Source organism: Candidatus Eisenbacteria bacterium (assembly GCA_013140805.1).
Classification (GTDB): Bacteria; Eisenbacteria; RBG-16-71-46; order RBG-16-71-46; family RBG-16-71-46; genus JABFRW01.
Genome location: JABFRW010000044.1, coordinates 15,025 through 38,507, shown reverse-complemented (window position 1 = coordinate 38,507; position 23,483 = coordinate 15,025). Strand labels below are relative to the sequence as shown.

General features: G+C 68.2%; 26 protein-coding genes and 1 tRNA gene. 8 read left to right on the top strand and 19 right to left on the bottom strand.

The window, feature by feature from the left end:
- From HOP12_04355 to HOP12_04340, 4 genes are all read right to left on the bottom strand, one after another.
- On the bottom strand, window positions 1-776 hold a 776-nt coding region (locus HOP12_04355; GenBank protein NOT33385.1), incomplete at its 3' end, for a hypothetical protein.
- A 209-nt stretch (window positions 777-985) separates the two neighbouring features.
- Complete coding sequence (locus tag HOP12_04350) at window positions 986-2,095, bottom strand: hypothetical protein (GenBank protein ID NOT33384.1); 1,110 nt, start codon at window positions 2,093-2,095, stop codon at window positions 986-988.
- Window positions 2,073-2,705: a hypothetical protein gene (locus tag HOP12_04345; GenBank protein ID NOT33383.1), complete on the bottom strand. Its 633-nt coding sequence runs from the start codon at window positions 2,703-2,705 to the stop codon at window positions 2,073-2,075. The genes HOP12_04350 and HOP12_04345 overlap by 23 nt, the downstream gene beginning before the upstream one ends.
- Window positions 2,702-3,319 carry a sigma-70 family RNA polymerase sigma factor gene (locus tag HOP12_04340; GenBank protein ID NOT33382.1) on the bottom strand — a complete coding sequence of 206 codons (618 nt, stop codon included), beginning with the start codon at window positions 3,317-3,319 and terminating at the stop codon, window positions 2,702-2,704. Before HOP12_04340 ends, HOP12_04345 begins: the two co-directional genes overlap by 4 nt.
- A gap of 137 nt (window positions 3,320-3,456) precedes the next feature.
- Between HOP12_04340 and eno the strand changes: the two genes are divergently transcribed.
- Together eno and HOP12_04330 are read left to right on the top strand one after the other, a co-directional pair.
- A complete protein-coding gene (eno, locus tag HOP12_04335) occupies window positions 3,457-4,743 on the top strand; it encodes a phosphopyruvate hydratase (protein ID NOT33381.1) in 1,287 nt (428 codons plus the stop codon).
- Between the two features lie 88 nt (window positions 4,744-4,831).
- Entirely contained in the window at window positions 4,832-5,185 is a 354-nt protein-coding gene (locus HOP12_04330) for a septum formation initiator family protein (protein ID NOT33380.1), read from the top strand.
- A gap of 24 nt (window positions 5,186-5,209) precedes the next feature.
- On the opposite strand, the gene HOP12_04325 is transcribed toward HOP12_04330, so the two are convergent.
- Window positions 5,210-5,977, bottom strand: a complete 768-nt coding sequence (locus HOP12_04325) for an outer membrane beta-barrel protein (protein ID NOT33379.1) — start codon at window positions 5,975-5,977, stop codon at window positions 5,210-5,212.
- A 183-nt stretch (window positions 5,978-6,160) separates the two neighbouring features.
- Between HOP12_04325 and HOP12_04320 the strand changes: the two genes are divergently transcribed.
- Window positions 6,161-6,237: transfer RNA gene (locus HOP12_04320), tRNA-Met, on the top strand.
- Window positions 6,238-6,282: 45 nt separating this feature from the next.
- Here the strand turns inward: HOP12_04320 and HOP12_04315 are convergent.
- From HOP12_04315 to HOP12_04270, 10 genes are all read right to left on the bottom strand, one after another.
- A complete protein-coding gene (locus HOP12_04315; protein ID NOT33378.1) occupies window positions 6,283-6,612 on the bottom strand; it encodes a hypothetical protein in 330 nt (109 codons plus the stop codon).
- Window positions 6,609-7,196 (bottom strand): hypothetical protein, encoded by a 588-nt coding sequence (locus tag HOP12_04310; GenBank protein ID NOT33377.1) that lies wholly within the window; start codon window positions 7,194-7,196, stop codon window positions 6,609-6,611. The genes HOP12_04315 and HOP12_04310 overlap by 4 nt, the downstream gene beginning before the upstream one ends.
- Window positions 7,197-7,199: 3 nt before the next feature.
- Window positions 7,200-7,580, bottom strand: coding sequence for a cytochrome C oxidase subunit IV family protein (locus HOP12_04305; protein NOT33376.1), 381 nt, complete (start codon window positions 7,578-7,580; stop codon window positions 7,200-7,202).
- Between the two features lie 16 nt (window positions 7,581-7,596).
- The gene (locus HOP12_04300; protein NOT33375.1) at window positions 7,597-8,136 is read right to left on the bottom strand and encodes a cytochrome oxidase subunit III; all 540 of its coding nucleotides are present in this window, start codon (window positions 8,134-8,136) and stop codon (window positions 7,597-7,599) included.
- Window positions 8,137-8,179: 43 nt separating this feature from the next.
- The gene (locus HOP12_04295; GenBank protein NOT33374.1) at window positions 8,180-9,895 is read right to left on the bottom strand and encodes a cytochrome c oxidase subunit I; all 1,716 of its coding nucleotides are present in this window, start codon (window positions 9,893-9,895) and stop codon (window positions 8,180-8,182) included.
- An 11-nt stretch (window positions 9,896-9,906) separates the two neighbouring features.
- Window positions 9,907-10,653 (bottom strand): cytochrome C oxidase subunit II, encoded by a 747-nt coding sequence (locus HOP12_04290; GenBank protein NOT33373.1) that lies wholly within the window; start codon window positions 10,651-10,653, stop codon window positions 9,907-9,909.
- Window positions 10,654-10,816: 163 nt separating this feature from the next.
- Entirely contained in the window at window positions 10,817-11,452 is a 636-nt protein-coding gene (locus HOP12_04285; GenBank protein NOT33372.1) for a c-type cytochrome, read from the bottom strand.
- 95 nt (window positions 11,453-11,547) lie between these two features.
- Window positions 11,548-12,468, bottom strand: coding sequence for a protoheme IX farnesyltransferase (locus tag HOP12_04280; GenBank protein ID NOT33371.1), 921 nt, complete (start codon window positions 12,466-12,468; stop codon window positions 11,548-11,550).
- Window positions 12,465-13,385, bottom strand: a complete 921-nt coding sequence (locus HOP12_04275) for a COX15/CtaA family protein (GenBank protein ID NOT33370.1) — start codon at window positions 13,383-13,385, stop codon at window positions 12,465-12,467. The genes HOP12_04280 and HOP12_04275 overlap by 4 nt, the downstream gene beginning before the upstream one ends.
- A 163-nt stretch (window positions 13,386-13,548) precedes the next feature.
- Window positions 13,549-15,384 carry a hypothetical protein gene (locus HOP12_04270; protein ID NOT33369.1) on the bottom strand — a complete coding sequence of 612 codons (1,836 nt, stop codon included), beginning with the start codon at window positions 15,382-15,384 and terminating at the stop codon, window positions 13,549-13,551.
- A gap of 125 nt (window positions 15,385-15,509) precedes the next feature.
- On the opposite strand from HOP12_04270, the gene HOP12_04265 reads away from it, so the two are divergent.
- Together HOP12_04265 and HOP12_04260 are read left to right on the top strand one after the other, a co-directional pair.
- A complete protein-coding gene (locus HOP12_04265; protein ID NOT33368.1) occupies window positions 15,510-16,553 on the top strand; it encodes a squalene/phytoene synthase family protein in 1,044 nt (347 codons plus the stop codon).
- An 11-nt stretch (window positions 16,554-16,564) separates the two neighbouring features.
- A complete protein-coding gene (locus HOP12_04260) occupies window positions 16,565-18,202 on the top strand; it encodes a hypothetical protein (GenBank protein NOT33367.1) in 1,638 nt (545 codons plus the stop codon).
- Window positions 18,203-18,251: 49 nt separating this feature from the next.
- Here HOP12_04260 and HOP12_04255 read toward each other — a convergent pair whose 3' ends face one another.
- The 3 genes from HOP12_04255 to HOP12_04245 all read right to left on the bottom strand — a co-directional run bounded on the left by HOP12_04255 (window position 18,252) and on the right by HOP12_04245 (window position 21,127).
- Window positions 18,252-19,505, bottom strand: coding sequence for an MFS transporter (locus HOP12_04255; protein NOT33366.1), 1,254 nt, complete (start codon window positions 19,503-19,505; stop codon window positions 18,252-18,254).
- 1 nt (window position 19,506) lies between these two features.
- On the bottom strand, window positions 19,507-20,163 hold the full coding sequence (locus HOP12_04250) for an LEA type 2 family protein (protein NOT33365.1): 657 nt from the start codon (window positions 20,161-20,163) through the stop codon (window positions 19,507-19,509).
- 64 nt (window positions 20,164-20,227) lie between these two features.
- A complete protein-coding gene (locus HOP12_04245) occupies window positions 20,228-21,127 on the bottom strand; it encodes an alpha/beta hydrolase (protein ID NOT33364.1) in 900 nt (299 codons plus the stop codon).
- 66 nt (window positions 21,128-21,193) lie between these two features.
- On the opposite strand from HOP12_04245, the gene HOP12_04240 reads away from it, so the two are divergent.
- From HOP12_04240 to HOP12_04230, 3 genes are read left to right on the top strand one after another with little or no spacing between them, the layout of a single operon-like run.
- Window positions 21,194-22,486 carry a glycoside hydrolase family 1 protein gene (locus HOP12_04240; GenBank protein ID NOT33363.1) on the top strand — a complete coding sequence of 431 codons (1,293 nt, stop codon included), beginning with the start codon at window positions 21,194-21,196 and terminating at the stop codon, window positions 22,484-22,486.
- Window positions 22,487-22,540: 54 nt separating this feature from the next.
- Complete coding sequence (locus HOP12_04235) at window positions 22,541-22,720, top strand: hypothetical protein (protein NOT33362.1); 180 nt, start codon at window positions 22,541-22,543, stop codon at window positions 22,718-22,720.
- 37 nt (window positions 22,721-22,757) lie between these two features.
- Entirely contained in the window at window positions 22,758-23,198 is a 441-nt protein-coding gene (locus HOP12_04230) for an Hsp20/alpha crystallin family protein (protein NOT33361.1), read from the top strand.
- A gap of 9 nt (window positions 23,199-23,207) precedes the next feature.
- Here HOP12_04230 and HOP12_04225 read toward each other — a convergent pair whose 3' ends face one another.
- Window positions 23,208-23,393: a hypothetical protein gene (locus HOP12_04225; protein ID NOT33360.1), complete on the bottom strand. Its 186-nt coding sequence runs from the start codon at window positions 23,391-23,393 to the stop codon at window positions 23,208-23,210.
- Between the last annotated feature and the right edge of the window lie 90 nt (window positions 23,394-23,483).

Genomic DNA, 23,483 nt, shown 5'->3' with positions numbered 1-23,483 from the left:
GTGCGCGCCGCCGCGAGCCTGTCGAACACGACCCCCGACAGGCCGAGCAGGAAACCCTCGAGGCCGACGACCGCGGCGGGTGGCGCGATCGCGGCGTTCTCGATCGCGCCATCGCGGACCGCGAGCGCGCCGCCGAACAGGACGCGGAAGTCTTCGGCGAAGATCTCGTGCGGGCGATTCGCGTGCGGCGCGTCGGGCGCGTAGGTCTGCGCGTCCGCGATGCCGCGCATGCCGCGGTAGTTCGCCCACCCCGCGAGGTCGTGATCCGGTAGCCGCGCCAGGTGCATCACGTGCCCGAGTTCATGAACGACTTCGGCGTGCTGACGCTCGGGAGACAACGATCGAACGCCGGGCGACAGCAGGATCAGCTCGCGATCGGCGGCCGAGTCGAGCCCGAATCGGCGCGGGTACGGCAGCAGAAAAATCTCGCACGCGACACCCTCGAGCGGATAGCGGACCGCCGCGAGCGCCGCTCGCACCTCGGCCGCGTCGAACGGGTGGAACTCGCCGTCGCCGGGGTTGAGGATCGCGGGATCGTGCGTCGAGCCGATCAGCTCGAAGCGCGTCCCGCTCGGAAGCGTGAGCCACCAGCAGGTTCCATCCCACTCGCAGTAGTCGCGCAATGTCTCGTCGGCATCGTGGATGCGGATCTTACTCGCGCTCGTCGGAGTGGCAGATGCGGGCTCGCCACGCGCAGCGCGCACCATGAGCCCGAGCGCAAGTGCAGATCCCGCCAGTCCGAGCGTCGCGCGGCGCGTGAGCATGTGAGCGTCCATGCGATCTCACTATCGCCACTCTCGTGCCGTCCGAAGCGTCGCGACGGGGTGCTGCGCGGCTCCGCGAAGCCGCTCATAAAGCGTTGTGCGACAACGGCATGAATCGCATGTCGCGAGTCGCAATGTGCGCAAGAAGCGAGGCTTCGAGTGCACCGATGGGAAGCCTCCCCCAGTCCGACTCGAGCGGGTGCGGCGGAGCACCCAGCCGGCTACGCCGGGCCGGAAGCCCCCGGAGCGACCGCGGTCGCGGACGCGTGCATGGCTCCGAGCGGATCGCCCAGCGGAGCGGGACTCGCATCGCCGGGTGTGCGGCCCAGCCTGGAGAGCAGCATCGCGCCGGTACCGATCAGACAGAGCCCGATCGTGAGCAGCATGCCGAGGAGCCCGAAGAACAGCGCCCCCGCACGCGTCACGCCGGTCGTCACCGCGAACGCCGAAGCGATCAGGAAGAACACCACGACGAACGCCGAACCGGCGAGCAACGGGGCGATCAGTGATCCGCTTCCGATCGGTCGCCGCACCAGCTTGCAACCCAGCACGTAGCTCGCAGCCGACCAGCCCGCGACCGACAGGAAGATCATCACGATCGGCAGGATGAGCCCGAGCGGGATTCCGATCACGGTCACCATCAGCAGGACCGCCGCGAACAGGGTCGCAGGACCCGAGAGCACGCCGACCAGCAGCGAGAGGCCGGTGCGACGACTGGCGGTCTGCGCCACGCGCACGAACGGCTGCGGAAACAGCGCCGCGAAGGCCGCCCCGACCACGAACAACACCAGCCACTTGAGCCCGAACAGCAGCAGCAGCCACGGAAGCGCGGGCATACCCCACGCGACCGGCAGCAGTCCGATCGACACCGTCTGCCCGCCGATCGATGCGCTGTCGTCGGTCCACACGCCACCGCCGACGCTCACCGCGTCGCCGTCGATCTCGGCGTTGGGCTCGAGCCGGATCGAGCCCAGCACCGCGACCACCTCGCCGGTCACATGCCCCTCGATGAGTGCCGAGCCGAAGATCGTGACCACGTCGCCGTCGACGATCTCCCCCGGGCCGACGCGAACGTCCGACCACATGCGCACGATTCCGCGCCCGTTGTCGTCGAGATCGAGGTGCACACCGGGATGACCGTCGAAACTCACGTGAACACCCGCGGAATCGGAGCTCGAGTCGGCCTGATCGACCACCACTCCTGCCGGGCTCACCCGCACTCGCGACGCGAATGCGGCCCCGCACCACAGTGCGAGCAGCACGAGCGATCCGAATCCGACCGCGGAAAGGCGCCGCGTCAGCCCGCGATCAGAATCCGACCACTTCGACATTTCGTTCTCCCTTTCGAAGGATGCGCGAAGTGAGCGAATGCGGGCTCAGCCACGCCAGCAGCAGTGCGGCAGTCACCGCCGCCAGAGACGAGATCCCGACCACCATGGGACTCGCCAGCGGCAGCGCGAATGCGCGCACCAGCGGCAATGCTCGTTCGCCGATCACGCCGAGCAATCCCCAGCCATCACCGACCTGCAGCAGCGCCGCGGTCAGGGTGTGCAGGGTGAAGATCGCCTCGGAGGTGTACTGGAAATAGAGATCCGCGAATCGCGACTCGAGCCATGCCGAGGTTCCCGGGCGCGCCATCCACGAGATGAGCACGAACGTGAGCGCCGAGGAGACCGCGGTATAGGACCAGCCGATTGCCGAGGTCCAGCGCGCGCGGACGCGCGACGGCACCACGCGATCGAGAATGCGCTCGGTGAGCGCCACGCCCGGGTCCCGGATCGGAATCGCGTCGAGCCGCTCGAGAAGTCGCTCGTAGAGCGCCAGCTCGGAGCGACACGCGTCGCAGCGCTCGAGATGGGTGCGGAGTGCCCGGTGCTCACTCTCCGGCAGGAGTCCGTCCAGGTAGTCCTGAAGACGGTCGCCATCGCGGCACGGGATCATGTTTCCGCTCCTTCGCTACGGCTCAGCAGGCGCGTCTTCAACAGTTCGCGCGCCCTGTGGATCCGAGCCTTGACAGTGCCGAGAGGCAGATGCAGCGCCGCGGCGATTTCGTCGTACGTCAGGTCCTGCTGGTGCCGCATCACCACCACGATCCGGTAGTGCGGCGGCAGGCTTTGAATCAGGTCGTCCATGCGCCGCTCCTCTTCGGAGCGGCTCGTCACTTCGTCGGGGCCGAGCCCTGGATCCTCGACCTCGATCTCGTACTCCTCGTGACTGCCGGTCTCCTGCCGCGTCAACGAAATCGGCAGATGCTTGCGGCGACGGATCACGTCGATGCAGAGCCGAGAGGCGATCGTGAACAGCCACGCCCCAAACGGCCGTTCGAGGTCGTAGCGATCGAGCGCACGGAACATGCGGACGAAGGCCTCCTGCGTGACGTCCTCCGCGTCTTCCCGACGCCGAAGCATCCGCAGAGCCAGCGAGAAGACCTGCGCCTGATAGAGCTCGATCAGCTCCCGATAGGCCTTCTCGTCGCCCGCGAGGCACCGCCGGACGATCCCGGCTTCCTCCCCGCTCACTGCTTTGTCGTACTCACGCCCGGCTACGGCGGCCAAGGACCGAAGGTTTCATGGCGGCGCACGTTAGGGGGGCCCATGGGGAGGGTCAAGACCACGTCAGCTGTCGCATTTCGCACGCTGCGTCGAATCGCGGCCTTGACGCGCATCGAGCCCCTCCTTAGCCTGCCGCGACCATGTCCATGATCGCGACGCTGCACGCCAGAGAAATCCTCGATTCACGTGGAAACCCGACGCTCGAGGTCGACTGCATCCTCGAAGATGGCGCCCACGGCCGGGCCGCAGTGCCGTCCGGAGCCTCGACCGGCGAGCACGAGGCGCTCGAGCTGAGGGACGCCGATGCCCGCCGCTATCGGGGCAAGGGCGTCCAGAACGCGGTCCGGAACGTCCACGAGGCGATCGCGGGGGCGCTGCTCGGCCTCGACGCCCTCGACCAGATCGGGATCGATCGCCGGCTCATCGAGCTGGATGGCACCCCGAACAAGGGCAAGCTGGGCGCGAACGCAATGCTCGGCGTGTCGCTTGCGGTCGCCAAGGCGGCCGCCGCGAGCCGGGATCTTCCGCTCTATCGCTATCTGGGGGGGCCGCACGCCCGCCGACTTCCGGTCCCGCTCATGAACGTTGTCAATGGTGGCGCGCACGCTGACAACAACGTGGACCTGCAGGAATTCATGATCGTCCCGGTCGGCGCCACGTCGTTTCGCGAGGCATTGCGGTGGGGCGCCGAGGTCTTCCACGCGCTCGCAGCCGTGCTCAAGAAGAAGAAGCTGGCGACCGCGGTGGGTGACGAGGGCGGCTTCGCGCCCAATCTCGATTCCAACGAAGCCGCGCTCAAGGTGCTGATCGAGGCGATCGATGCGGCCGGTTATCGTCCCGGCGAGGACATCGCGCTGGCGCTCGACGTCGCCGCCAGCGAGCTGTACCGCGAAGGCGTCTACCGTCTCGCGGGCGAAGGCGATCGCAAGCTGACATCCGGCGAAATGGTCGACTGGTACGCCGGACTGTGCGAGCGCTATCCGATCGTGAGCATCGAGGACGGGCTGGCCGAGGACGACTGGGCCGGCTGGGCGGCGCTCACCCGGCGGCTCGGCGACAAGGTGCAGCTGGTCGGCGACGACCTGTTCGTCACGAACGTCACTCGGTTGGAGCGCGGGATTCGCGAACGAGTCGCGAATTCGATCCTGGTGAAAGTGAATCAGATCGGCACGCTGACCGAAACGCTCGCCTCGATCGAGATGGCGCAGAGGGCCGGCTACACCGCTGTGATCTCGCATCGATCGGGCGAAACGGAAGACGTCACGATCGCGGATCTGGCGGTGGCGACCAACGCGGGCCAGATCAAGACCGGCTCGCTGTGTCGCACCGATCGCGTCGCCAAGTACAACCAGCTGCTCCGCATCGAGGAACAGCTGGGAGCGTCGGCCGAGTACCCCGGACGCGCCGCGTTGCGGCGCCCCGGCTGAACGCGCGCGGGTTCGCCCGCGTGAGGAGCACTGCTCCAAGGCGGCGGGTGCCGCCTTCGATCGGGGCGCCACGGACACGGAGGTCCGCATGCGCGACATTTCGAGACGTCTCGCCCGACACCGCTCGTCGTTCGCGCGCGGCGATGCCCCGTTGCTTCGACGCGTGCCGTGGCTGTGGGCGCTGCTCGCGCTGTGGGCCGTCTACACGGTGTTCCTGAGCGAGCACAGTCTGTGGAAGCTCTCGAGCCTCGACCGCGAAACGCGCCGGTCCGAAGCGCAGCTCACCGCCACGCGGGCGGAGATCGATCGACTCGAGAACGAGCTGGCGGAACCGCGCCGTCGCCGAGCGCTCGCCGAACGCGTACTGCGAGAGCGCAATGGATTCGCCTCTCCCAACGAGACGATCTATCGCTTCGACGGTGAATCGGTCGACAGCCTCTAAGCCGCGCGCCGCACGGCCGCTCGCCTAGAATCCGTAGAGCACCGCCATCCGCACCGCGCCGCCGCGCAGATCGAGCGAGGTCTGGCCGGCTGGAAACGGCGGGGTGGCCGGATTCACCAGGTCCTTCGCGTAGAGCTGGATCTCGCGCAGCTGAACGTCCCGGTAGACCCCGCCCAGCACCACCGACCAACGCGAGGCGAAGAACATGTGCGCGCCGGTCTCGAGGTAGTAGCCCGGCGAACTCTGCCCGCCCGAGAACTCGATCGCATTGCGCGCCGAGTTCGCAACCACGTCCTGCATGAACGTGACTTGCGTGCTCGCCGCCGACACGAGCCCGGCGCCGATGTAGGTCCGTGCCTGGAAGTCGCCCTGATTGTAGGGCGCCAGGTAATACGCGGCCCCGACGTGAATCGGGGTCGTCTCGACCGAGGCCTGCAGATTGATGCTGGTCTGCAGCGCGGGCAGGAACTCGCGCTTCGAGGTGGAGTTGAGCGTTCCGACTCCGGCCGCGATCGCCACGTTGGGGCGCACGAAATAGCGCAGCTCGGCCTCGTAGGACCAGCCGAACTTGATCTCCTTGATCGTCTCCCAGCCGAGCGGCACCAGGAACTGCTGATTGATGTCGTCGAGGTACTCGTTGAACCCGCCGCCCGCGATCGAGGTCGGATTCGCCGAGATCATCAGGTTCAGCCGGTGAATTTCCGCAGCGGCCGAGGCTTCGAGCGCCTGGCCGGCCAGGCCGAGGACCGCGAGTGATGCGGCAAAGGCGACGGACCGGATTCGAATCAACAACACGAACCTCCGAAGTTGGAACGGTTTCGGGCACGCAGACGGCGGTTGGGTCCCGGTCGAGACGCGGGAGAATAGCCACCGTGCTCGCGGCGCGCAACGCCGAACCCCGAGCTTCCAGCGTTTCATCGCGGCCGGCGCGCTTGACACCCTCGGGCAGCCGCCGCTAAGTTCCGCCCCTGTTGATGCGGGGTGGAGCAGCCTGGTAGCTCGTCGGGCTCATAACCCGAAGGTCGCTGGTTCAAATCCAGCCCCCGCTACCAATTCGGGAGCCTCGGGGGGTCCGCCCTCCGGGGCTCGACCCTTTTCTAGGGGTCGCGAGGCTCCTGCGGCGGTTCGGAGCCGGACTCCGAAGGCGGCGCCAGCACCTCGCGCTCCTCGAACTCGCCGCGCCGCGTGAGCTCCGGCGAGCGGCGGCGGATCCACACGATGCCGCCCGCGATCAGCGCCAGCGGCAGCAGCGAGAGCACCGCGGTCGAGCGCAGGAAGGCGGTCTGATCGTTGCCGAGCCCCTGCCCGCACACCGCACAGGCCGTCGCGACCCCGGCGCCGAGCGCAATCGTCCCGGCGGCCAGCACCAGGCTCGACAGCGCGCGCGACGCGCGCCCGCCGACCACGCCGAGGCTGCTCCCGCTCACAGGTACACCTGCCAGTAGAGGAACGGCCACACCGCGACCACGAAGTACCAGAACAGCGCCGCCGCGCCGAGAAACGACGGCGTGAGGCGAGCCGCACGCAGACGCACGACGCACGCGACCAGCCCGATCAGTGCCGCGACCGCATGCAGGGCGTGCGCGCCGATGATCACGTAGAAGAACGCACCGAGCTGGCTCGACGTCAGCGTGAAGCCCTGACGCAGCAGGCCCGCCCACTCGATGCCCTGAAAGCCCACGAAGAACGCGCCGAACGCGAGAGTCGCGAACAGGCCGGGTCCGACGCTCGCGATGCCGCGGCGCGTGGCCGCGCGCTGGGTCAGGTAGAGCACGATGCCGCTCACGATCAGCGCCGCAGTATTGAGCAGCGTGCGTTCGACCGGCAGTCGCGGCTGGTCGGGCGGCGGCCACAGGCCCGGCGCGACCGAGCTGCGGGCGATCATGTACGCCGACAGGAAGCCCGCGAACAGCATGACTTCGACGAACACCACCAGCGCCATGCCGAACACGCCCTGGTCGGTCTTCGCGCGGCGCGCCGGTTCGATCGCGGAACCCATCGAGGTGCTCATCGCCTAGTGCCCTTCGTGACCGCTCCCGTGCGCCGGCGCGTGCGACTCGACCTTGGCCTTCTTCCAGTGCGTGCCGCTCTGCTTCTGGACGTCGGGCGCGATGCCGGCGTAGAACACCACCATCAGCAGCAGCGCCACCGCGAGCGCCCAGTGCACGATCGGCTTCTCGACGTCGAGATGCATGAAGTTCTTCGCCACGATGTAGGCCTTCACCAGCGCGATTCCGAACGCGGTGATGAGCGTGATCACGCGGATGCCGAGCATCGGGCCGGTGACGCTGACGATGAGGAGCACCAGCAGGATCGCCCAGATCTTCACGTAGTTGCGGTGATGTCCCGCCCCCGGCGCGTGGCCTTCATCGTGCGTTTTCGCGTGCGCGGACATGCGGTCGGTCTCCGGACTACTTGGCGATGTAGAGCAGCGGGAACAGGAAGATCCACACGATGTCGACGAAGTGCCAGTAGATCCCGATGTTCTCGACGCGGTGGAGTTCCTGATTCTTGGCGGCGGTCGAGGCGACCCAGATCATCAGGATCATGCCGCACAGCACGTGGAACGCGTGAAGGCCGGCGGCGGTGTAGTAGTAGGACCAGAATCCACTCGAAGTGATCGTGAAGCCCTCGCGGATCTCGTGCGTCCACTCGAACGACTTGACGACCAGGAACGTCGCGCCGCCCAGCACCGTGAGCCACAGCAGTCGCGCGGCCTTGGGGCCGTCGCCCTTCTCGGCCGCCTGGTGCGCGAGCACCGCGGAGAGGCTCGAGGTCAGCAGCACCAGCGTGTTGAAGGCGCCGATCCACGTGTTGGTGTGCGCCGCCTGATCGGCCCAGTCCGCGTGCGTGAGCCGATTCATGAGGTACGACGCCAGCAGGCCGCCGAAGATCACGATCTCGGACACCAGCACCCACCAGACCGCGAGGCGGCCGGTCGGGATGTTCATCGCGCTGCGAGTGGTGGCGATCGACTTCACGATGCGTCCTCCCTCACGCCTTCTCGTCCTGGGGCCAATAGTCGAGCTCGCGTCCGGGGACGCTGTACTCGTAGGGCCCGCGATAGCAGTTCGGCAGCTCCGCCCAGTTGCCGTGCGGCGGCGGCGACTCGGCCGTCCACTCGAGCGTGTTCGCGTTCCACGGATTCTTCGAGGCGCGCGCGCCGCGCATCAGACTGAGCACGAAGTTGACGAGGAACACGAGCTGGAACGCCAGCATGACCAGCAGCGCGACGGTGGCGAGGATGCGCATCGCCTGCAGTTCCGGGAGTGCCAGATCCGGGAAGTGCGTGTAGTCGTAGATACGGCGATGCTCGCCGGCCATTCCGAGCAGGAACATCGGAATGAAGATCAAGTTGAACGGAATGATGGTGCCCCAGAAGTGCACCTTGCCCCAGGTCTCGTTCATGTAGCGGCCGAACATCTTCGGGAACCAGAACGTGATGCCCGCGAACACCGCGATGATCGCGATCGGGAAGAACGTGTAGTGGAAGTGCGCAACCACGAAGTAGGTGTCGTGGAAGAAGATGTCGGCGCCGCTCGCACCCAGGTAGATGCCGGTCACGCCGCCGATCAGGAACTCCGCGACGAACGCGAGCGCCCACAGCATCGGCGTGGTGAGGCGGATCGAGCCGCCGTAGAGCGTGGCGATGTAGACGAAGCACAGCTCGGCGATCGGGATCGAGATCAGCAGCGTGGTGACGGTGAAGATGTTCGCCATGCGGGGGTCGATGCCGGCAATGAACTGGTGGTGCGCCCACACGAAAAAGCTCAGCACCCCGGTGGCGATGACCGAGTAGATGACCATGCGGTAGGCGAACAGCTTCTTGCGCGCGAACACCGTCATGATCTCGGCCACGATGCCCATCGCCGGCAGCAGCACGACGTAGACCTCGGGGTGTCCGAAGAACCAGAACAGATGCTGCCACAGCACCGGATCGCCGCCGCGCGCCGGATCGAAGAAGCCGGTGTGGAGCGTCTGGTCGAAGATCAGCATCACGGCACCGGCGATGAGCGGGCCGACCGAGGCCATGAACAACAGGCTCGCGACCACGATCATCCACACCACGATCGGGACGTCGAACGCCTTCATGCCGGGGGCACGCGAATTCATGGCGGTGGTGATGAAGTTGATGCCGCCGAGCAGGAATGCGACGAACTCGAGCGCCACCGCGATGATCCACAGCAGCGAACCCCACGGCGTCAGGTTGTACTTGGCGACCGAGGACAGCGGCGGATAGGCGGTCCACGCACCGCCGAAGCCGCCGCCCTGCACGAACAGCGACGCGATCAGCACCAGCACGCTGAGGAAGAACAACTGATAGCTGAGTCGATTGACGCGCGGGAACACCATGTCGTCGCACCCGCACATCAGCGGGATCAGGTAGTTGCCGAACCCTGCGATCAGCACCGGCATCGCGACCCAGAAGATCATGATGCTGCCGTGGTTCGTGATCATGGCGTTGTACTCGCCCGGCGACACCACGCCGAAGCCCGGCACCGACATCCCGGGGAACGCGAGCTGCATGCGGAACACGTAGGCCATGAACGCGCCGACCAGCGCCATCGCCATGCCGGTGAACAGGTACTGCATGGCGATCACCTTGTGATCGGTCGACCACAGGTACTTGTGGAAGAAGGACTGCGGGGGATGCGAGTCGGCGTGCGCCGCCCCCGCCCCGTGTGCCTCCGTGTGACTCGTGTGGGACATGAATTCCGCCGTCAATGTGCCGAGCCGGACGTGGAGCCGGTCTCGGGAGCGGGTGGGGTCTCGGTGGATGCCGCGGGTTCCGCGTCCACCACGGGGGAGTGCGCCTCGACCCATGCCGCGTGTTCTTCAGGGGTCTCGATCACGATGCGCGCGCCCATGATGCCGTGGCCGATCCCGCACATCTCGGCGCACAGAATGTCGTGCGCGCCCGCTGCGGTCGGCTTGAACCAGCCCACGATCGTACGTCCCGGAATCGCATCCTGCTTGAGACGGAAGACCGGCACGAAGAAGCTGTGCAGCACGTCCCGCGACTCGAGCTGGAAGTGATAGGTCTGATTCGCGACCACGTGCAGCTCGTCCGAGATCGCGATGTCGTCCGCGGTGTCGAGCACCTTGTCGGCGCCCGGATGCACGAACGTCCACACCCACTGCTGCCCGATCACGCGAACGGTTTCGTCGGCCGGTGGCAGCGTCTGTTTGACGCGCACCCACACCTGGACCGCCGCGACGATGATCACGACGTCGCAGATCAGGATGAAGATGTGCGGGATGTCGATCCAGCGCTTGAGGTGCTTCTCCTTGCCGGTCACGTACTGCGCACGCACGCCGGCTCGCGCACGGAACCGGAAGATCAGCCAGAAGAACAGGACTTCCGCGAGCACGAACCAGAACCCCGCCAGCACGGTGACGAGCAGGATCAGGTTGTCGATGTCGGCCGAGAAGCTCGACAAGCTCTTGATGAAGAAGGGCTCCATCATGGCGCGGTTCTCCGGCTCAACGCAGTAGAACGAAGATGACGGCGCCGGCGGCGAACAACAGCGTCACCAGCAGGGTGAACAGATAGGATCGCTTGGCCAGCCAGTTGCCCCAGTCGGGCGGGAATTCGTCACTTTTGTCGGCCATGCGTCCCGTCCTCTCCGATCACTTCGCGAGCGTGCGGATGTAGGCGATGACGTTCCTCATCGCGGTGGAGTCCTCGAGCATCGTGGACATCGCGGCCATCTGCTGGCCCGTCACGTCCTCGGGATGCGCCCCGCGCATGCCGCTCTTGAACTTCTCGAGCTGGTGGTAGAGGTACCAGTCCGCCTGGCCGTGCAGTGTGGGCGCGTTCATGTCCTGAATGCCACCTGCGTCCTCGCCGTGACAGGTTGCGCACACGGCGTAGAGACCCTCGCCGGCCGCCACGTCGCCGCCCGCCAGCGTGTTCGGCTGCCGCACGCGCGTGAGCTGCGCCACGTACTTCGCCACCGACTCGAGATCCCCGGGACGGTAGAGCGACCTGGCCATCGGACGCATGCGGGCGCCTTCCATGTCCTCGGGATGCGCCCCACGAATGCCGCCCTTGAACTTGACCAGCTGCGCTTGCAGATACCACTCGGGGAGTCCGGCAATCGCCGGCGCCGCCAGGCTGGCATTGCCGCCGCCGTGGTCGCCGTGACACGGAACGCAGGTCCGGTAGAGTTCCTTGCCGCGCGCGAGCCCGGGTGGCGTGCGCATGCAGCCGATCACGGCGAGCACCAACGACATCGCGATGAGCACGGGGACGAGCGCCTTCACCACACCTCCGAGGTCGGGTGCGAACGGCCGAATCAACCGCGTTCTATACACGATAGGCGGCACTTCAACAAGCCGGTGCCGGCCGCCCGGGCAGGCTAACGGGTGCGCACCATCACGTCGACCGTCATGCACACGAACAGCAGGAACAAGTAGAGGATCGAGTAGCGGAACAACTGCACCGCGTGCGGCGTGGCGGCGCTGCGCTGCAGTCTCAATGCGTAGAACAGAAAGATCGCACCCAGTACCGCCGCGGGCACCGAGTAGAGCGGACCCGCCACGCCGAGTGCGCCGAGCGCCAGCGTCACCGGTACCAGCACCAGCGTGTAGAGCACGATCTGTCGCCGAGTCTCCGGCTCGCCGTGGGTGACCGGAAGCATCGGCAGTCCAGCGCGCAGGTAGTCCTCGCGGCGATACAGCGACAGCGCCCAGAAGTGCGGCGGAGTCCAGAAGAACACGATCGCGGCGAGCAGCACCGCCGGCAGCGCCAGGTCGCCGGTCACGGCGGCCCACGCGATCAGGGGCGCCGAGGCGCCCGCTCCCCCGCCGATCACGATGTTCTGGGGCGTGCGACGCTTGAGCCACATCGAGTAGACGACGGCGTAGTAGAAGATCGACGCCATCGCGAGCCCCACTGCCAGCAGGTTCGCAACGCTGGCGAGCACCCACCACGAGAGCGCGGCGAGCCCGAACCCCACGGCCAGCGCGTGCGAGGCCGGGAACAGACCGGCCGGCAGTGGCCGATCGCGCGTGCGCAGCATGAGCCCGTCGATGTCGCGGTCCACCCAGTGATTGAAGCTGGCCGCCGACATCGACGCGAGTGCCGTGCCGAGCAACGTGCCCCAAAACCGCACCGCGCCCGGATATCCGTTCCCCGCCATGTAGAGCGCGGGTACCGCCGTCACCAGCACCAGCAGCATGATGCGCGGCTTGGTCAGCTCGAGATAGCCGCCGAGCAGGCGCAGCAGCCCCGGGCGCTCGAGCGCGAGGCTCGCGGGCGGTGCCGACTGCACGCTCATCGCGCGATGACCCGGGGGTCGCGCGCGACCGCGGCGGCGCCGCTGAGGAAAGTGAGCGTCAAGGCGCGCGCGATCATGGCAGTCGCAACCGCGAGATGCAGCGCCGAGAGCCACACCGGAACGTGCAGGAACACGTTGCAGACTCCGATCACCACCTGAAACAGAGTGAGTCCGAGCAACTGAGCACCGCCGCGACGCAGCGCGGGATTCGCGGCCGTGCGCGCGCGGGTCGCGACCACCAGCATCAGCGCGACCAGCGCATAGGCTCCGTAGCGGTGCGTCATCTGCATGCCCACGATGCCGGAGAGCGGCGGAAACCACACGCCGTCACAGGTCGGCCAGTCGGGGCAAGCGAGCGCGGCGTGATTCGTGCTCACGATTCCGCCCAGCACCGCCTGCGCGAACGTGGCGACGGTGGCGGTCACGAACAGTGTGCGGCGCTCGGGGTCCGCGGCGGCCTCGGGTGCGCCGGAGGCTTCGCGATGCGCGATCAGCGCGTAGGTCGACACCGCCGCGAACAGCAGCAGCGCGTTCGCCAGATGTCCGCCGACGACGCCGGGATCCAGCAGCTTCCAGACGGTGAGCGCTCCGAGCAGGATCTGGATCGGCAGCAACACAAGCGCAATCGCCATGGTCACACCGAGTCGGGCCCGCACCGCGGGACGCGCGTAGGTCCACGCTGCCGTCGCCACCAATCCGAGGCTCACCAGCGCCGCGATCAGACGGTGGAACCACTCGATCAGAATGTTGAATTGCAGCGGCGGAATCAGGCGCCCGTGACACAGCGGCCAGTCGGGGCAGGCGAGCCCGGAGGCCGTGGTGCGAACGACCGAGCCGAGCACGATGAGCCCGTACATGAGCACGGCGGTCGCGAGCGAGAGTCGGGCGGCGAATCGAAAGTCGCGCTGGGTGTTCACGAGCACTCCGGGAGCGCGGCGCGAGTGTGCGAAAGACGGCGCCGCGATGCGATGCGATGGCGCGGGACGCTAGCACAACGCTCCTGCATTGCAACCGTCGGAGCCGCGCGACGGAGGTGCCCGGTGCCTCCCGACAAGTCCGGCGCGAAGCGGGCGAGGCTCGCTAGGGGTCGTTGACCGGGCGCATGTCGCTGATCGCGGCGGGCGGCGTGGTATCGCTCCCGATCAGAAACAGCGCGTCGCTCGGCGGCACCGTGACCTGCGTGACGAACGAGCCGTCGTTCGTGAGCGGGTCGTGCAGACCGAAGATCTTCCGGAACTGGCGGCCGAGCGGAACCGTCATCGGGCCGGTGGCGGGATTCACGAGCACGGTTCCGTTCTGAAAGTCGCGCCGCCACATCGAACTCGCGCCCGCCTGGAAGTGAACGTCGTCGATCCACAGCTCGCCCTCGAGGAAGCCGAGGTAGAACTGCAGGTGAGTCTGCGACGACATCGAGGGCACCAGCGCGACCTGGTACTGCCGCCATTCGCTGGTCACGGCCACGTCGCGCAGCGCCACCAGCCCGGTGGGCTGCGCCGAGGCCACGACCGAGATCGTGTCGGGGCGCGAAGCCTTGGCCCAGAACGTCGCGGAGTAGAGCTGTCCCTGCGTGACGAAGTTCTGAGGCGTCGCGGTGAAGATCACGGAGTACGAAACCGAACCACGCACCGGAGCGGTGATGTGCGCCGACGACAGCCCGGTCGCCGCCGTGCTGGCATCTCGAGTCACGCTCGCGGGCACGGCGACACTCGACAGTGACCAGCTGCTCAGATCGCTCTCGAAGTCGTGGTTCGCGACCAGTTCAGGATTGGTCCCCACCCATACCATCTGATAGGCGTCGGCGAGTGGCTGACCGAGCCATCCGGTATGCGCCTGCGAGCTGTCGGCGAGACCGGTACCCAGGTTGACCGCGTACTCGTCGAACCACCACCAGTGATACGGATAGTTGAGCGCGTCCAGGTCTCCGGGCCCGAGGATGTGCAATCCGCTGCCGAGCGCCGTGCTGCCGAGTCCAAAGCGAAGTTTGCGGGTGTTCGCCGCGCTGTACGGCGTCGATGAGCTGGAAGTGGCGGAGAAGTTGTAGCCATGACGCGGAGCGCGGAATCGCGTCTCGTCGGTCAGGTATCCGCCCGGAGTGCGGAACATGTTCTCGAACCAGGTGCCGCCGTTCTGGAACGGGAAGTTCTCGCGCATCCAGCCGTTGAACGTCGTGTACTTGGTGCCCTGACCGCAGTTGCCGACCAGTGTGAAGTCGGGGCCCGCGAAGCGGCGCAGCTGACTCGCCATGGTATCGGTCGCCGCGAGCCACGCGGCGTCGAACGCCGCAAACGTCGGATAGCCGGCACGCACGAAGTCGATGCTCTCGGACGGCGTCTGACTCCAGCCCAGCGAATTGCAGTACTGATCGATGAAGATCCCGTCCCACAGTCCCGACTGGAGTACGAGATCGCGCCACAGGGCGACGATGCCCTCGGCGACCACGAAGCGTCCGGCCAGGCCGCGCTTCGCCAGGTTCACGTTCGCGGTCGAGTAGTGCGCACCCTGCCGGTTGTAGAGGAACCCGTCGTTGTCGCGCACCAGTCGCCGATAGCGGGAGATGTAGTCGACCAGCGAGTCGGGATCGGTCGCACCCTCCCACACGTCCTGGCCGATCACGTAGGCATACAGATGAATGTCGGGCCGCGCCTGACGAAATGCGATTGCGAGATCGGGGCGATACTCCGAGATCGGGCTCGCCCCGATCGTGAGCTCGTGATAGCGCGCCGCCGCACGCACGACGTCATCGAGGATCGGACCCTGTCGGGTGCCTCCGCCGATGAACGGAAATCCGTTGCCGTACAGGCGCGCGTGCAGCGCGAGGCGCGGATAGTCCTGAGCACTCGCGGGGGACGCGAGTCCCACGCACAGCGCGAGTGCGACGGCGAGTCGCGAGAGTGGAAGCTTCGGGAATGGACGCATGGTTTGGCCTGCCGGGTTATCGGCGCGTTGATCGGCCAGATTGAGCGCCAGGGAGCGGCGCCCCTTTCATGCGGCCCTGCGGTTGAGTCCGTGGGAGCGGAGTGGGAGTGCTAACCTAGCATGCCGTGTCCACTCCCACCGATCTGGTCGCCGACCGCGCCTACTGCCGCGCCGTGCTGGGGCGCGTCTCGCGCACCTTTGCGCTGAATATCCGCCTGCTGCGTGCCCACTTCGGCGAAGCGGTGCGCGTCGGCTACCTGCTGTGCCGGACCGCCGACGCGCTCGAGGACTCGTGGGTCGGAAGCCCCGAAGAGATCGGAGCGCGATTCGACCAGTTCCTGGCAGCCCTCGACGGTGACTCGATGGCGGCGCACTCGCTCGCCGAAGCGGCGGCGCAAACCGCGGCCGGCCGGCCCGACCTGGCACTGGTCGCCGAGCTGCCGCGCGTCCTGCGCGTGACCTCCGCGTTGCCCGGGGCCCATCGCGACGCGGTGCGCGACGGAGTGCGCACGCTCGCGACCGGAATGCGACGCTACGCCACGCGAGCCGCGGCGCGTTCGCCGCACGCGCCCTATCTCGACACCGAGGCCGAACTCGACGACTACTGCTGGATCGTCGCCGGCTGTGTCGGTGTGATGCTCACCGATTTGTTCGCCGCCGAATACGGAGTCGGCGACGAGACGCGGCACCGGCGGCGCCTCGAGCTGGCACCGGTGGTCGGGCGCGCGCTTCAGCTCACCAACATCCTGCTCGACTGGCCTGCGGACGTGCGCCGCGGTCGCTGCTACCTGCCGGCCACGTGGCTGGCCGAGTTCGGCCTCGAGGTGCCCGATCTGGTCGGCACGCCGAACGCCGGCGTCCACGCACTCGCGGAGCGCCTCACCGCGCGCGCGCGCGGCGCTCTGGTTCAGGTGCCGGAATACGTCGACGCCATCCCGGCGAGACGCGTGCGCTACCGCCTGTTCTGCGTGTGGCCGGCGCTGTGGGCGCTCGGCTCGCTCCGCGCGACGCGGCGCACCCCCGACTTTCCATGGGGTGAAGCACGACCGCGCATCTCGCGGTTCGAGGTGTTCGGCACCGCGCTCACCTCGGCGCTCACGGTCCACAGCGGCCGCACGCTGCGCTGGCAATGGGACGTCACCGCGCGGCCGCCCGTCATTGCCAGGTGACGGCTGATCCGATGACGCCGCGCGATCGGCCGAAACGCGCGTCCTCCTGGTGGCTTCCACTGCTCGTCATCGGTGCGGTGGCGGCGGTGGGCTACGCGCTGCTGCTCGCGCACGTGCAGACTTGGGAGACGCTCGCTCAGGCCGCTCGCGCGGTCGACGACCCGCTGGTCTCCGAACGGTACTTCTCGACCCGGCTGCTCCACCCCAACCATCTGCTGTTCATGCCGGCGGCCCGCGCCTGGCACCGGCTCGCGGCGCAGTTCGGCGCGCGCGATCCGTTCGCGACCCTTGGCGTGCTGAGCGCCATCGCGGGCGGCGCGCTGGTCACCCTTTCGGGAGCGCTCGCTCGAGCGCTCGGAGGCTCGCGGCGACGCGCGGTATGGGTGGCGGTCGCGGTCGCGGTCGCGAACGTGGTTTCGCGTCTCGCGACCGAGATCGGCGCGATCGTCCCGGCCACCGCCCTGTTGTTGACCGCCGCACGGCTCATGCTGCGGGCCCGCGATGCGCGTGCGTGGGGCATTGCCGGGCTGACACTCGCGGCCGCGGTGCTGATCCACCAGATGAGCGTGGTGTTCGTCGTTGCCGCAGTACTCGCATTGGGCTGGCAGGCGCTGCGCGGACGGTTCACCACCGCGTCGCTCGCGAGCTTCGTGATCGCGGCGGTCGTTCCGGTGCTGTCCGGCTACTGGATCGCGGGCCGCATCGCGGCGCCGCCGGGCGGACCCGCGGAGATTCTCGCGTGGGTGCTGACGGTGCGCGACCGGAGCGATTTCGTCGCCGGCACGGGGAGCGTCGGGTTCGCGCGCGCCGGCATCGCACTGGTCGAGGCATGGGTCACGTTGATTCCACTGCACGCGCTGCGCGCCGGACGCGGGCTCGAGCCCGGCGTGCTGGCGGGAGTCGCGGCCACCGCGTTTGCCGCCGGGACCGCTGCGGCGCTGGGGCTGCGGGCACTCGGCTCGTCCGCTGCTCACCTGGCGAGGCGCCGAAGCATGTCGGCCCACGGAATCGACACGGAGGCCCGCGTCGACTCACGGACCCCGGCCGGGCGACTCGCGGTGACGTGCGGTGCACTTGCGTTGGCGGCGTTCGCGCTCTGGTATCAGCCCGGGAATCACGTGTTCTGGGTGTTCGCGCCCCCGTTCGCACTGGCGTTCCTCGCCGTCGGACTTCCGAGCCCGCCCGCCCGCTGGCGCGTCGCGGCCCGCGCGGTGGGTGTGGCCGCGATTGTGGCTGCCGCGAGTTCGAATCTCGCCTATCGAGCACTTCCGGCTCGAGACGTCGCACACGCGCCCTATGCAGACCTGCTCGAGTTCGCGCGCACTCACTTCGAGGCCGGCGACGCACTGGTGTCCGATCCTCTTCGTTCCGTGCTGCGCGAGGGGCTGATGGCGCTCCCGGTGCTGGCACGCGTCCGACTGCTGACGATCCCGGACTCCGAGGCGGTGCCCACGCGCGCGGACTTCGAACGGCAGCTCGACGCCCTGCTCGCGGAGGCCGGGCGCGGTCGGCACGCGCTCTACGCGCTACCCGAAGCGCGCGCGGCGGTGCAGTCTCGGGGGGTCCTCACCGGGAGCGACCTGGTGGCGCGCCCGGTCGGCGTGCTGCGTGCGGACACGGTGTGGCGGTTCGAGCCGAATTCGCGCTAGTGGCGCGGTGTCGGTGCAGACGCGCGCCCCGTCACTCCGCGCGTGACGCTCACCGCACGGCGTCGGCCTGCGGATAGTCGGGTGGCGATTGCGCGCGTTCCTGCGCGGCCAGCACGCGCAGGCGATTCGACATCCACAGCGCACAACCGAGCAACAGCAGCGCGCACACGCTGGTCGCGACCGGAGCGCCGAAGCGCTGCGCGATCACGCCCGCCATCAACGCACCGAGCGGCGAGGTGCCGATGAACATGAACGTGTAGAGACTCATCACGCGGCCACGGTAGCGATCCTCGATCGTCAGCTGAATCAGCGTGTTGGTGGTGGCGACGTAGAGAATGAGTCCAAAGCCGGCAGCGAAACCCATGGCGAGCGACAGCGGCAGGTAGCGTGACCACGCGAATACCCCCATGCCGATCCCCGCGGTGGTGAGCCCGAGCAGCAGATTGCGCCGCAGCCCCCAGCGGTCGTGGTGGCGCGTCATGAGCAGCGCCGCGAGCAGCGCGCCGAGTCCAAACGCCGAGGTGAGCAATCCGTAGACGCCGGGGCCCGCGTGCAGCAGTTCGCGCGCGTACACCGGCAGCAGCGGTCCGTACTGGAAGCCGAGTCCGGCCGCGATCGCGAGCAGCACGAGCAGGTTGCGTACCGGCCTCGTCGACCACGCGTAGCGGAGCCCCTCGTTCAAGCGCGCCAGCGTCTCGGCAAGGCTCGAGCGCGCAAGATCGCGGCGCGGCAGGTCGATGCGCACCAGCGAAAGGATCACGGCGAGGTAGCTGAGCGCGTTGATCCAGAAGCACGCCGCCTCACCGGCGGTCGCCAGCAGCACGCCCGCGATCGCGGGACCGAACACGCGCGCGGTATTGAACGCGGTCGAGTTGAGCGCGATCGCGTTCGACATGTCCTCACGCGGCACCAGATCGGCGACGAACGCCTGCCGCGCCGGCAGGTCGAACGCGCTGACGACTCCGAACAACAGCGCCAGCACCAGCACCATCCACGGCTCGACGATGCCCAGCGTCACCACCAGTGCGAGTGTCACCGCCTGAAGCATCGACAGCACCTGGGTGACGAGGATCATGCGGCGCTTGTCCATGCGGTCGGCGACCACACCCGCCCACAGCGAGAACAGCGTGACCGGCAGGAACTGCGCCCCCGCCAGCAGCCCGAGCATCCACGCCGATTCGGTGAGCCGGTGCATCAGCCAGCCCTGGGCGACCGACTGCATCCAGGTGCCGAGTACCGACACCAGCTGGCCGATCCAGAACACGCGAAATGCAGGGTGTCGGAGCGAGCGAAATCGATCCACGTCAGCGCGCCGCGCGGCGGATCACGACCGGGGTCGGATACTGGATCGGTCCGAGCGTCGTCTCGATGCGGGGCAGCAGTTCGAAACGCAGCTCGCGTGCCCGCGTGCCGTATCCGGCGATTGCGAGCGCGGTCTCGAACAGGTCGCGCGCTCCGCCCTGCGACAGTTCGTAGAGGTCGAAGCGGATCGGCACCGGCAGGTCGGCGATCGATCCGGGAGCGATCGATCGCGACTCGTTCACCACTCCCGACAGCAGGCGACGATCGTCGACGAACAGCGTCCAGTCGACGTTGACGAGTCGCGCTGCGACCCGGTTCTCGGCAGGATTGGAGGCCGACACGTGCGCGACCAGCTCGAGCGGCACGTTTCGGCTCGCGACCGCCGCCGCAACGCGCGCGAGATCCGCGACCGAGAGTCGTGAATAGCTCGCTCCTTCGCCGATCGCGATTCCCGCGACGCGTACGTCCGCGACGCGGTCGAACGCGAACACCACGTTGCGCAGCGCGGCCAGCTCCTGAAGCGCGGTGCAGCCCGTCACGATCGCCGCCGCCGCCGCGACCGCGAGCATCACGGAACCGCGCGCGCGCGCGCCCTGCCACACGGCGGATGCGCGGGGCACACGACGTACGCTCGAGTCGGTGTCCAGTGTCGCTTTCATCGAGGGTTTCTCCGGGCGGGCGATGGACTCCGCACCCTAGCGGATGGCGGACCGCCGCGCATCTTCACGCGGTGGCATCGAGCCAGCCCTCGATGGACCGCACCAGCCGATCCGGCGCCGAAAGCGGGTGCAGGTGGGCGACGTCCGCAAACTCGACGAGCCGCGCGTCGGGCAGGACGACCGCGAGTCGTCGCGCCGCCGCGAGCGCCCACGCGGTCTCGCACTCGCCGACCACCACCAGGGTCGGCACCGCGAGTCGCTCGAGCTCGGCACGCGCGTCGTGCGCGAACGCCAGCGCCACCATCGCGCGGGCATCGGAGAGTGCGAAGTTGCGAATCCCGAATCGCACGAACTCGACCACCTCGGCGTCGCAGCACGCGTCGAACACCCACGCCCGACGTCGCGCGAAGCCGGCCGCGGCTGCGCGGCTCAACGGCTCGGGCAGCCAGCGCTGAGTGGCCAGTACCAGCGGCTGCTCGAGATACCGCGGCACCAGTTGACGCCATTCGAACCCGACGCGCGGAAACGTGCTCGACAGCACCAGCCGCGAAACGCGCTGCGGGTGCGCGAGCGCGTAGCGTTGCGCCAGCATTCCGCCCAGCGAGTGGCCGACCACCAGCGCGGCTCCGGGAGCGAACGCCTCGGCGACGCGCGCGGCATCCGCGACGTGCGACGCCCAGTCGTTCGCTGAGCCGCGGTGAAGCCGCAGGTCGAAGGTGACGACGCGAAAGCGCAACGCGAGCTGCGGTAGCACTCGCAGCCACGCCTCTTTGTAGCCGGGCAGCGGCGGGAGCAGCAGCGCCGGGGGGCCGGTGCCGGCCGTGACGACGCGAGTGCTGCCGCGGTCGAGCGCGAACTCTCGCTCGTTCCAGTCGGCTCGCCACGCGGGCGGCACGTGTTCGCGCCATCGCGCATCGAGGCGCACGCCGAGCACCGGCCGGGGGCTTCGCGATCGTGCTTCCATCGCGGTCACGCTAGCACGCAAGCACCTCGTAGCGAGGCTCCGAACCGCCGATGCTAACGTACCGGCATGTCGTTGCTCTCGTTTCCGGACGGATTCCTGTGGGGAGCCGCGACCTCGGCGCATCAGGTCGAGGGCGGCAATCAGTTGAACGACTGGTGGCGATTCGAGCAACTCGCCGACGTGGTGCGTGGCGGCGATCGCAGCGGCGAGGCGTGCCGTCACTGGGAGCGCTTCGACGAAGACTTCGCACTCGCCGCCGGCGACCATCACACCGCGCATCGCCTGTCGCTCGAGTGGAGTCGCCTCGAGCCCGAGCCGGGCCGCTTCGACGCGGCGGCGATCGCGCACTACCACGCAGTGTTCGCGTCGCTCAGGCGACACCACCTCACCCCCATCGTGACGCTGCATCACTTCACGAACCCGCTGTGGGTGGCGGATCGCGGCGGGTGGGAGAATCGCGTCACGCTCGACGACTTCGACCGTTTCGTCCAGTTCTGCGCACGTGAGTTCGGCGCCGAAGTCGACTGGTGGTGCACGGTCAACGAGCCCGAGGTCTACGCGTTTCGGAGCTACTCGGAGGGCGTCTGGCCCCCGGGCCGGCGCGACGATGGCGCGGCACTCGAGGTGATCGCGAACCTGCTCGAGGCGCACGGTCGTGCCTACCACATCCTGCACGCGGAGGATCGTATCGATGCCGACGGCGACGGCCGCGCGGTGAGGGTCGGCTTCGCCAAGCACTATCCGATTCTCGAGCCGCTGCGTCCGTGGTTTCCGCTCGACGTGCTGCGCGCGTGGTTCGAGAACCGGGTGTTCAACGACGCAGTGCTCGAGGCGCCCCGCAGCGGCCGGATCCGGCTCTCGATTCCCGGCGCGCGAAGCGTCTCGCGCCAGGTCCCGGCACTCGCCGGCGCTCTCGACTGGCTGGGGCTCAACTACTACACACGCTGGAAGGTGAACTCGCTGGGACCGGTCGCCCACGTCGCGGCACCCGGTGCAACCGTCAACGACCTCGGCTGGGAACATCACCCGGCGGGGATCGAGCAGGTGCTGCGCCGCATCGCGATCGATCGCACGCCGATCCTCATCACCGAACACGGCGTCGCCGACGCCGAGGATCGGCTGCGGCCGCGTGCGATCGTCGAGACGCTGCGCTACGTGCACCGCGCGATCGAGGCAGGCGTTCCGGTGGTCGGTTACCTGCACTGGTCGCTGCTCGACAACTTCGAGTGGGCCGACGGCTACTTCGGGCGCTTCGGGCTCTACGGCGTGGGATTCGGCGATCCGGCACGCCCACGGGTGCGCCGCGAGAGCGCCGCGGTGCTGTCGCGCATCGCGCAGGCCAACGCGCTCGAAGCCTGACGCGCGCAGCCCGGTTCCGCTACACTCCGCGGCCTCTCCAAGGAGGCTCGAGCGATGTGTCCGTTGTGCCTGCGCGACAACCGCGAATGCAAGATCAGCGAACGCCCCGATGGCCACATCGCTTGCGAGTGCGGCCTGCATTCGTGGCCGAACAGTGCCGTCTATCAGGAGACTCTGCGGCGGTTGGATCTGACCGTGACGCGCCAGTCGCACATCTGGACGCAGGGGATGTAAGCTTCCAAGGTCATTTTCCAGGCCTTCGAGGAGCCCCATGAAAGAGCCCGCCGACGATCCCAGCGATCGCACGCAGCGTGAAGTCGAACGCTTGTGGCGCGATCTGGTCTACCACCGCCTGCCCGGATCCCACTTCTCGGAGCAGCCCTGGTCCCCGCCCGCCGACGTCGTCGTGGGCCGCGACTACGCCCGCGTGATCCTGGAACTGGCGGGCGTTCCGCGCGAGTCGGTGCGCGTGCGCCTCACCGGCTCGGTGCTCGAGGTTTCGGGGCGCCGCCAGGGACCGCAGGAACCGGCCTCCGAGCATTACCATCGCGCCGAGATCTACTTCGGAGAGTTCAGCCGCACGATCGAGCTGCCGTGGGAAGCCGACCCCGACAAGGTCGAGGCCCTGTATCGCGACGGAATGCTCGAGATCCGGATTCGCACCGCCGTTCGGAGCGCCCGCCGCGCCGACGTCACCATCCAGGGGCGCTGACATGGCGATTCAATCGGGTACCCGGCGCGCCGGCAGGCGCTCGAAGCGAACCGCGGCGGCGGTTGCGGGCGCCGGTCGCGCTGCGCGCAAGCCGAAGCGCGTGACGCCCAAGCCGAAGCCCACGACGCGCAAGTCGAAGCCCACGATGCGCAAGTCGAAGCGCGCGACGAGCAAGTCGAAGCCCGTGACGCGCAAACCGAATCGCGCGACGCGCGTTTCGAAGCCCGCGCCGCGCGCGCGTGCGCCGCACCGCGCGACCGAAGTGCAGGTGGCGCCCGAGGGCAA

Bases quoted from the DNA above. Each gene is read 5' to 3' on its own strand.
- HOP12_04350 (NOT33384.1), bottom strand. From the start codon at position 2,095: ATGTCGAAGTGGTCGGATTCTGATCGCGGGCTGACGCGGCGCCTTTCC.
- HOP12_04345 (NOT33383.1), bottom strand. From the start codon at position 2,705: ATGATCCCGTGCCGCGATGGCGACCGTCTTCAGGACTACCTGGACGGA.
- eno (NOT33381.1), top strand. From the start codon at position 3,457: ATGTCCATGATCGCGACGCTGCACGCCAGAGAAATCCTCGATTCACGT.
- HOP12_04330 (NOT33380.1), top strand. From the start codon at position 4,832: ATGCGCGACATTTCGAGACGTCTCGCCCGACACCGCTCGTCGTTCGCG.
- HOP12_04310 (NOT33377.1), bottom strand. From the start codon at position 7,196: ATGAGCACCTCGATGGGTTCCGCGATCGAACCGGCGCGCCGCGCGAAG.
- HOP12_04305 (NOT33376.1), bottom strand. From the start codon at position 7,580: ATGTCCGCGCACGCGAAAACGCACGATGAAGGCCACGCGCCGGGGGCG.
- HOP12_04300 (NOT33375.1), bottom strand. From the start codon at position 8,136: ATGAACATCCCGACCGGCCGCCTCGCGGTCTGGTGGGTGCTGGTGTCC.
- HOP12_04295 (NOT33374.1), bottom strand. From the start codon at position 9,895: ATGTCCCACACGAGTCACACGGAGGCACACGGGGCGGGGGCGGCGCAC.
- HOP12_04290 (NOT33373.1), bottom strand. From the start codon at position 10,653: ATGATGGAGCCCTTCTTCATCAAGAGCTTGTCGAGCTTCTCGGCCGAC.
- HOP12_04280 (NOT33371.1), bottom strand. From the start codon at position 12,468: ATGAGCGTGCAGTCGGCACCGCCCGCGAGCCTCGCGCTCGAGCGCCCG.
- HOP12_04270 (NOT33369.1), bottom strand. From the start codon at position 15,384: ATGCGTCCATTCCCGAAGCTTCCACTCTCGCGACTCGCCGTCGCACTC.
- HOP12_04260 (NOT33367.1), top strand. From the start codon at position 16,565: ATGACGCCGCGCGATCGGCCGAAACGCGCGTCCTCCTGGTGGCTTCCA.
- HOP12_04250 (NOT33365.1), bottom strand. From the start codon at position 20,163: ATGAAAGCGACACTGGACACCGACTCGAGCGTACGTCGTGTGCCCCGC.
- HOP12_04245 (NOT33364.1), bottom strand. From the start codon at position 21,127: ATGGAAGCACGATCGCGAAGCCCCCGGCCGGTGCTCGGCGTGCGCCTC.
- HOP12_04240 (NOT33363.1), top strand. From the start codon at position 21,194: ATGTCGTTGCTCTCGTTTCCGGACGGATTCCTGTGGGGAGCCGCGACC.
- HOP12_04235 (NOT33362.1), top strand. From the start codon at position 22,541: ATGTGTCCGTTGTGCCTGCGCGACAACCGCGAATGCAAGATCAGCGAA.
- HOP12_04230 (NOT33361.1), top strand. From the start codon at position 22,758: ATGAAAGAGCCCGCCGACGATCCCAGCGATCGCACGCAGCGTGAAGTC.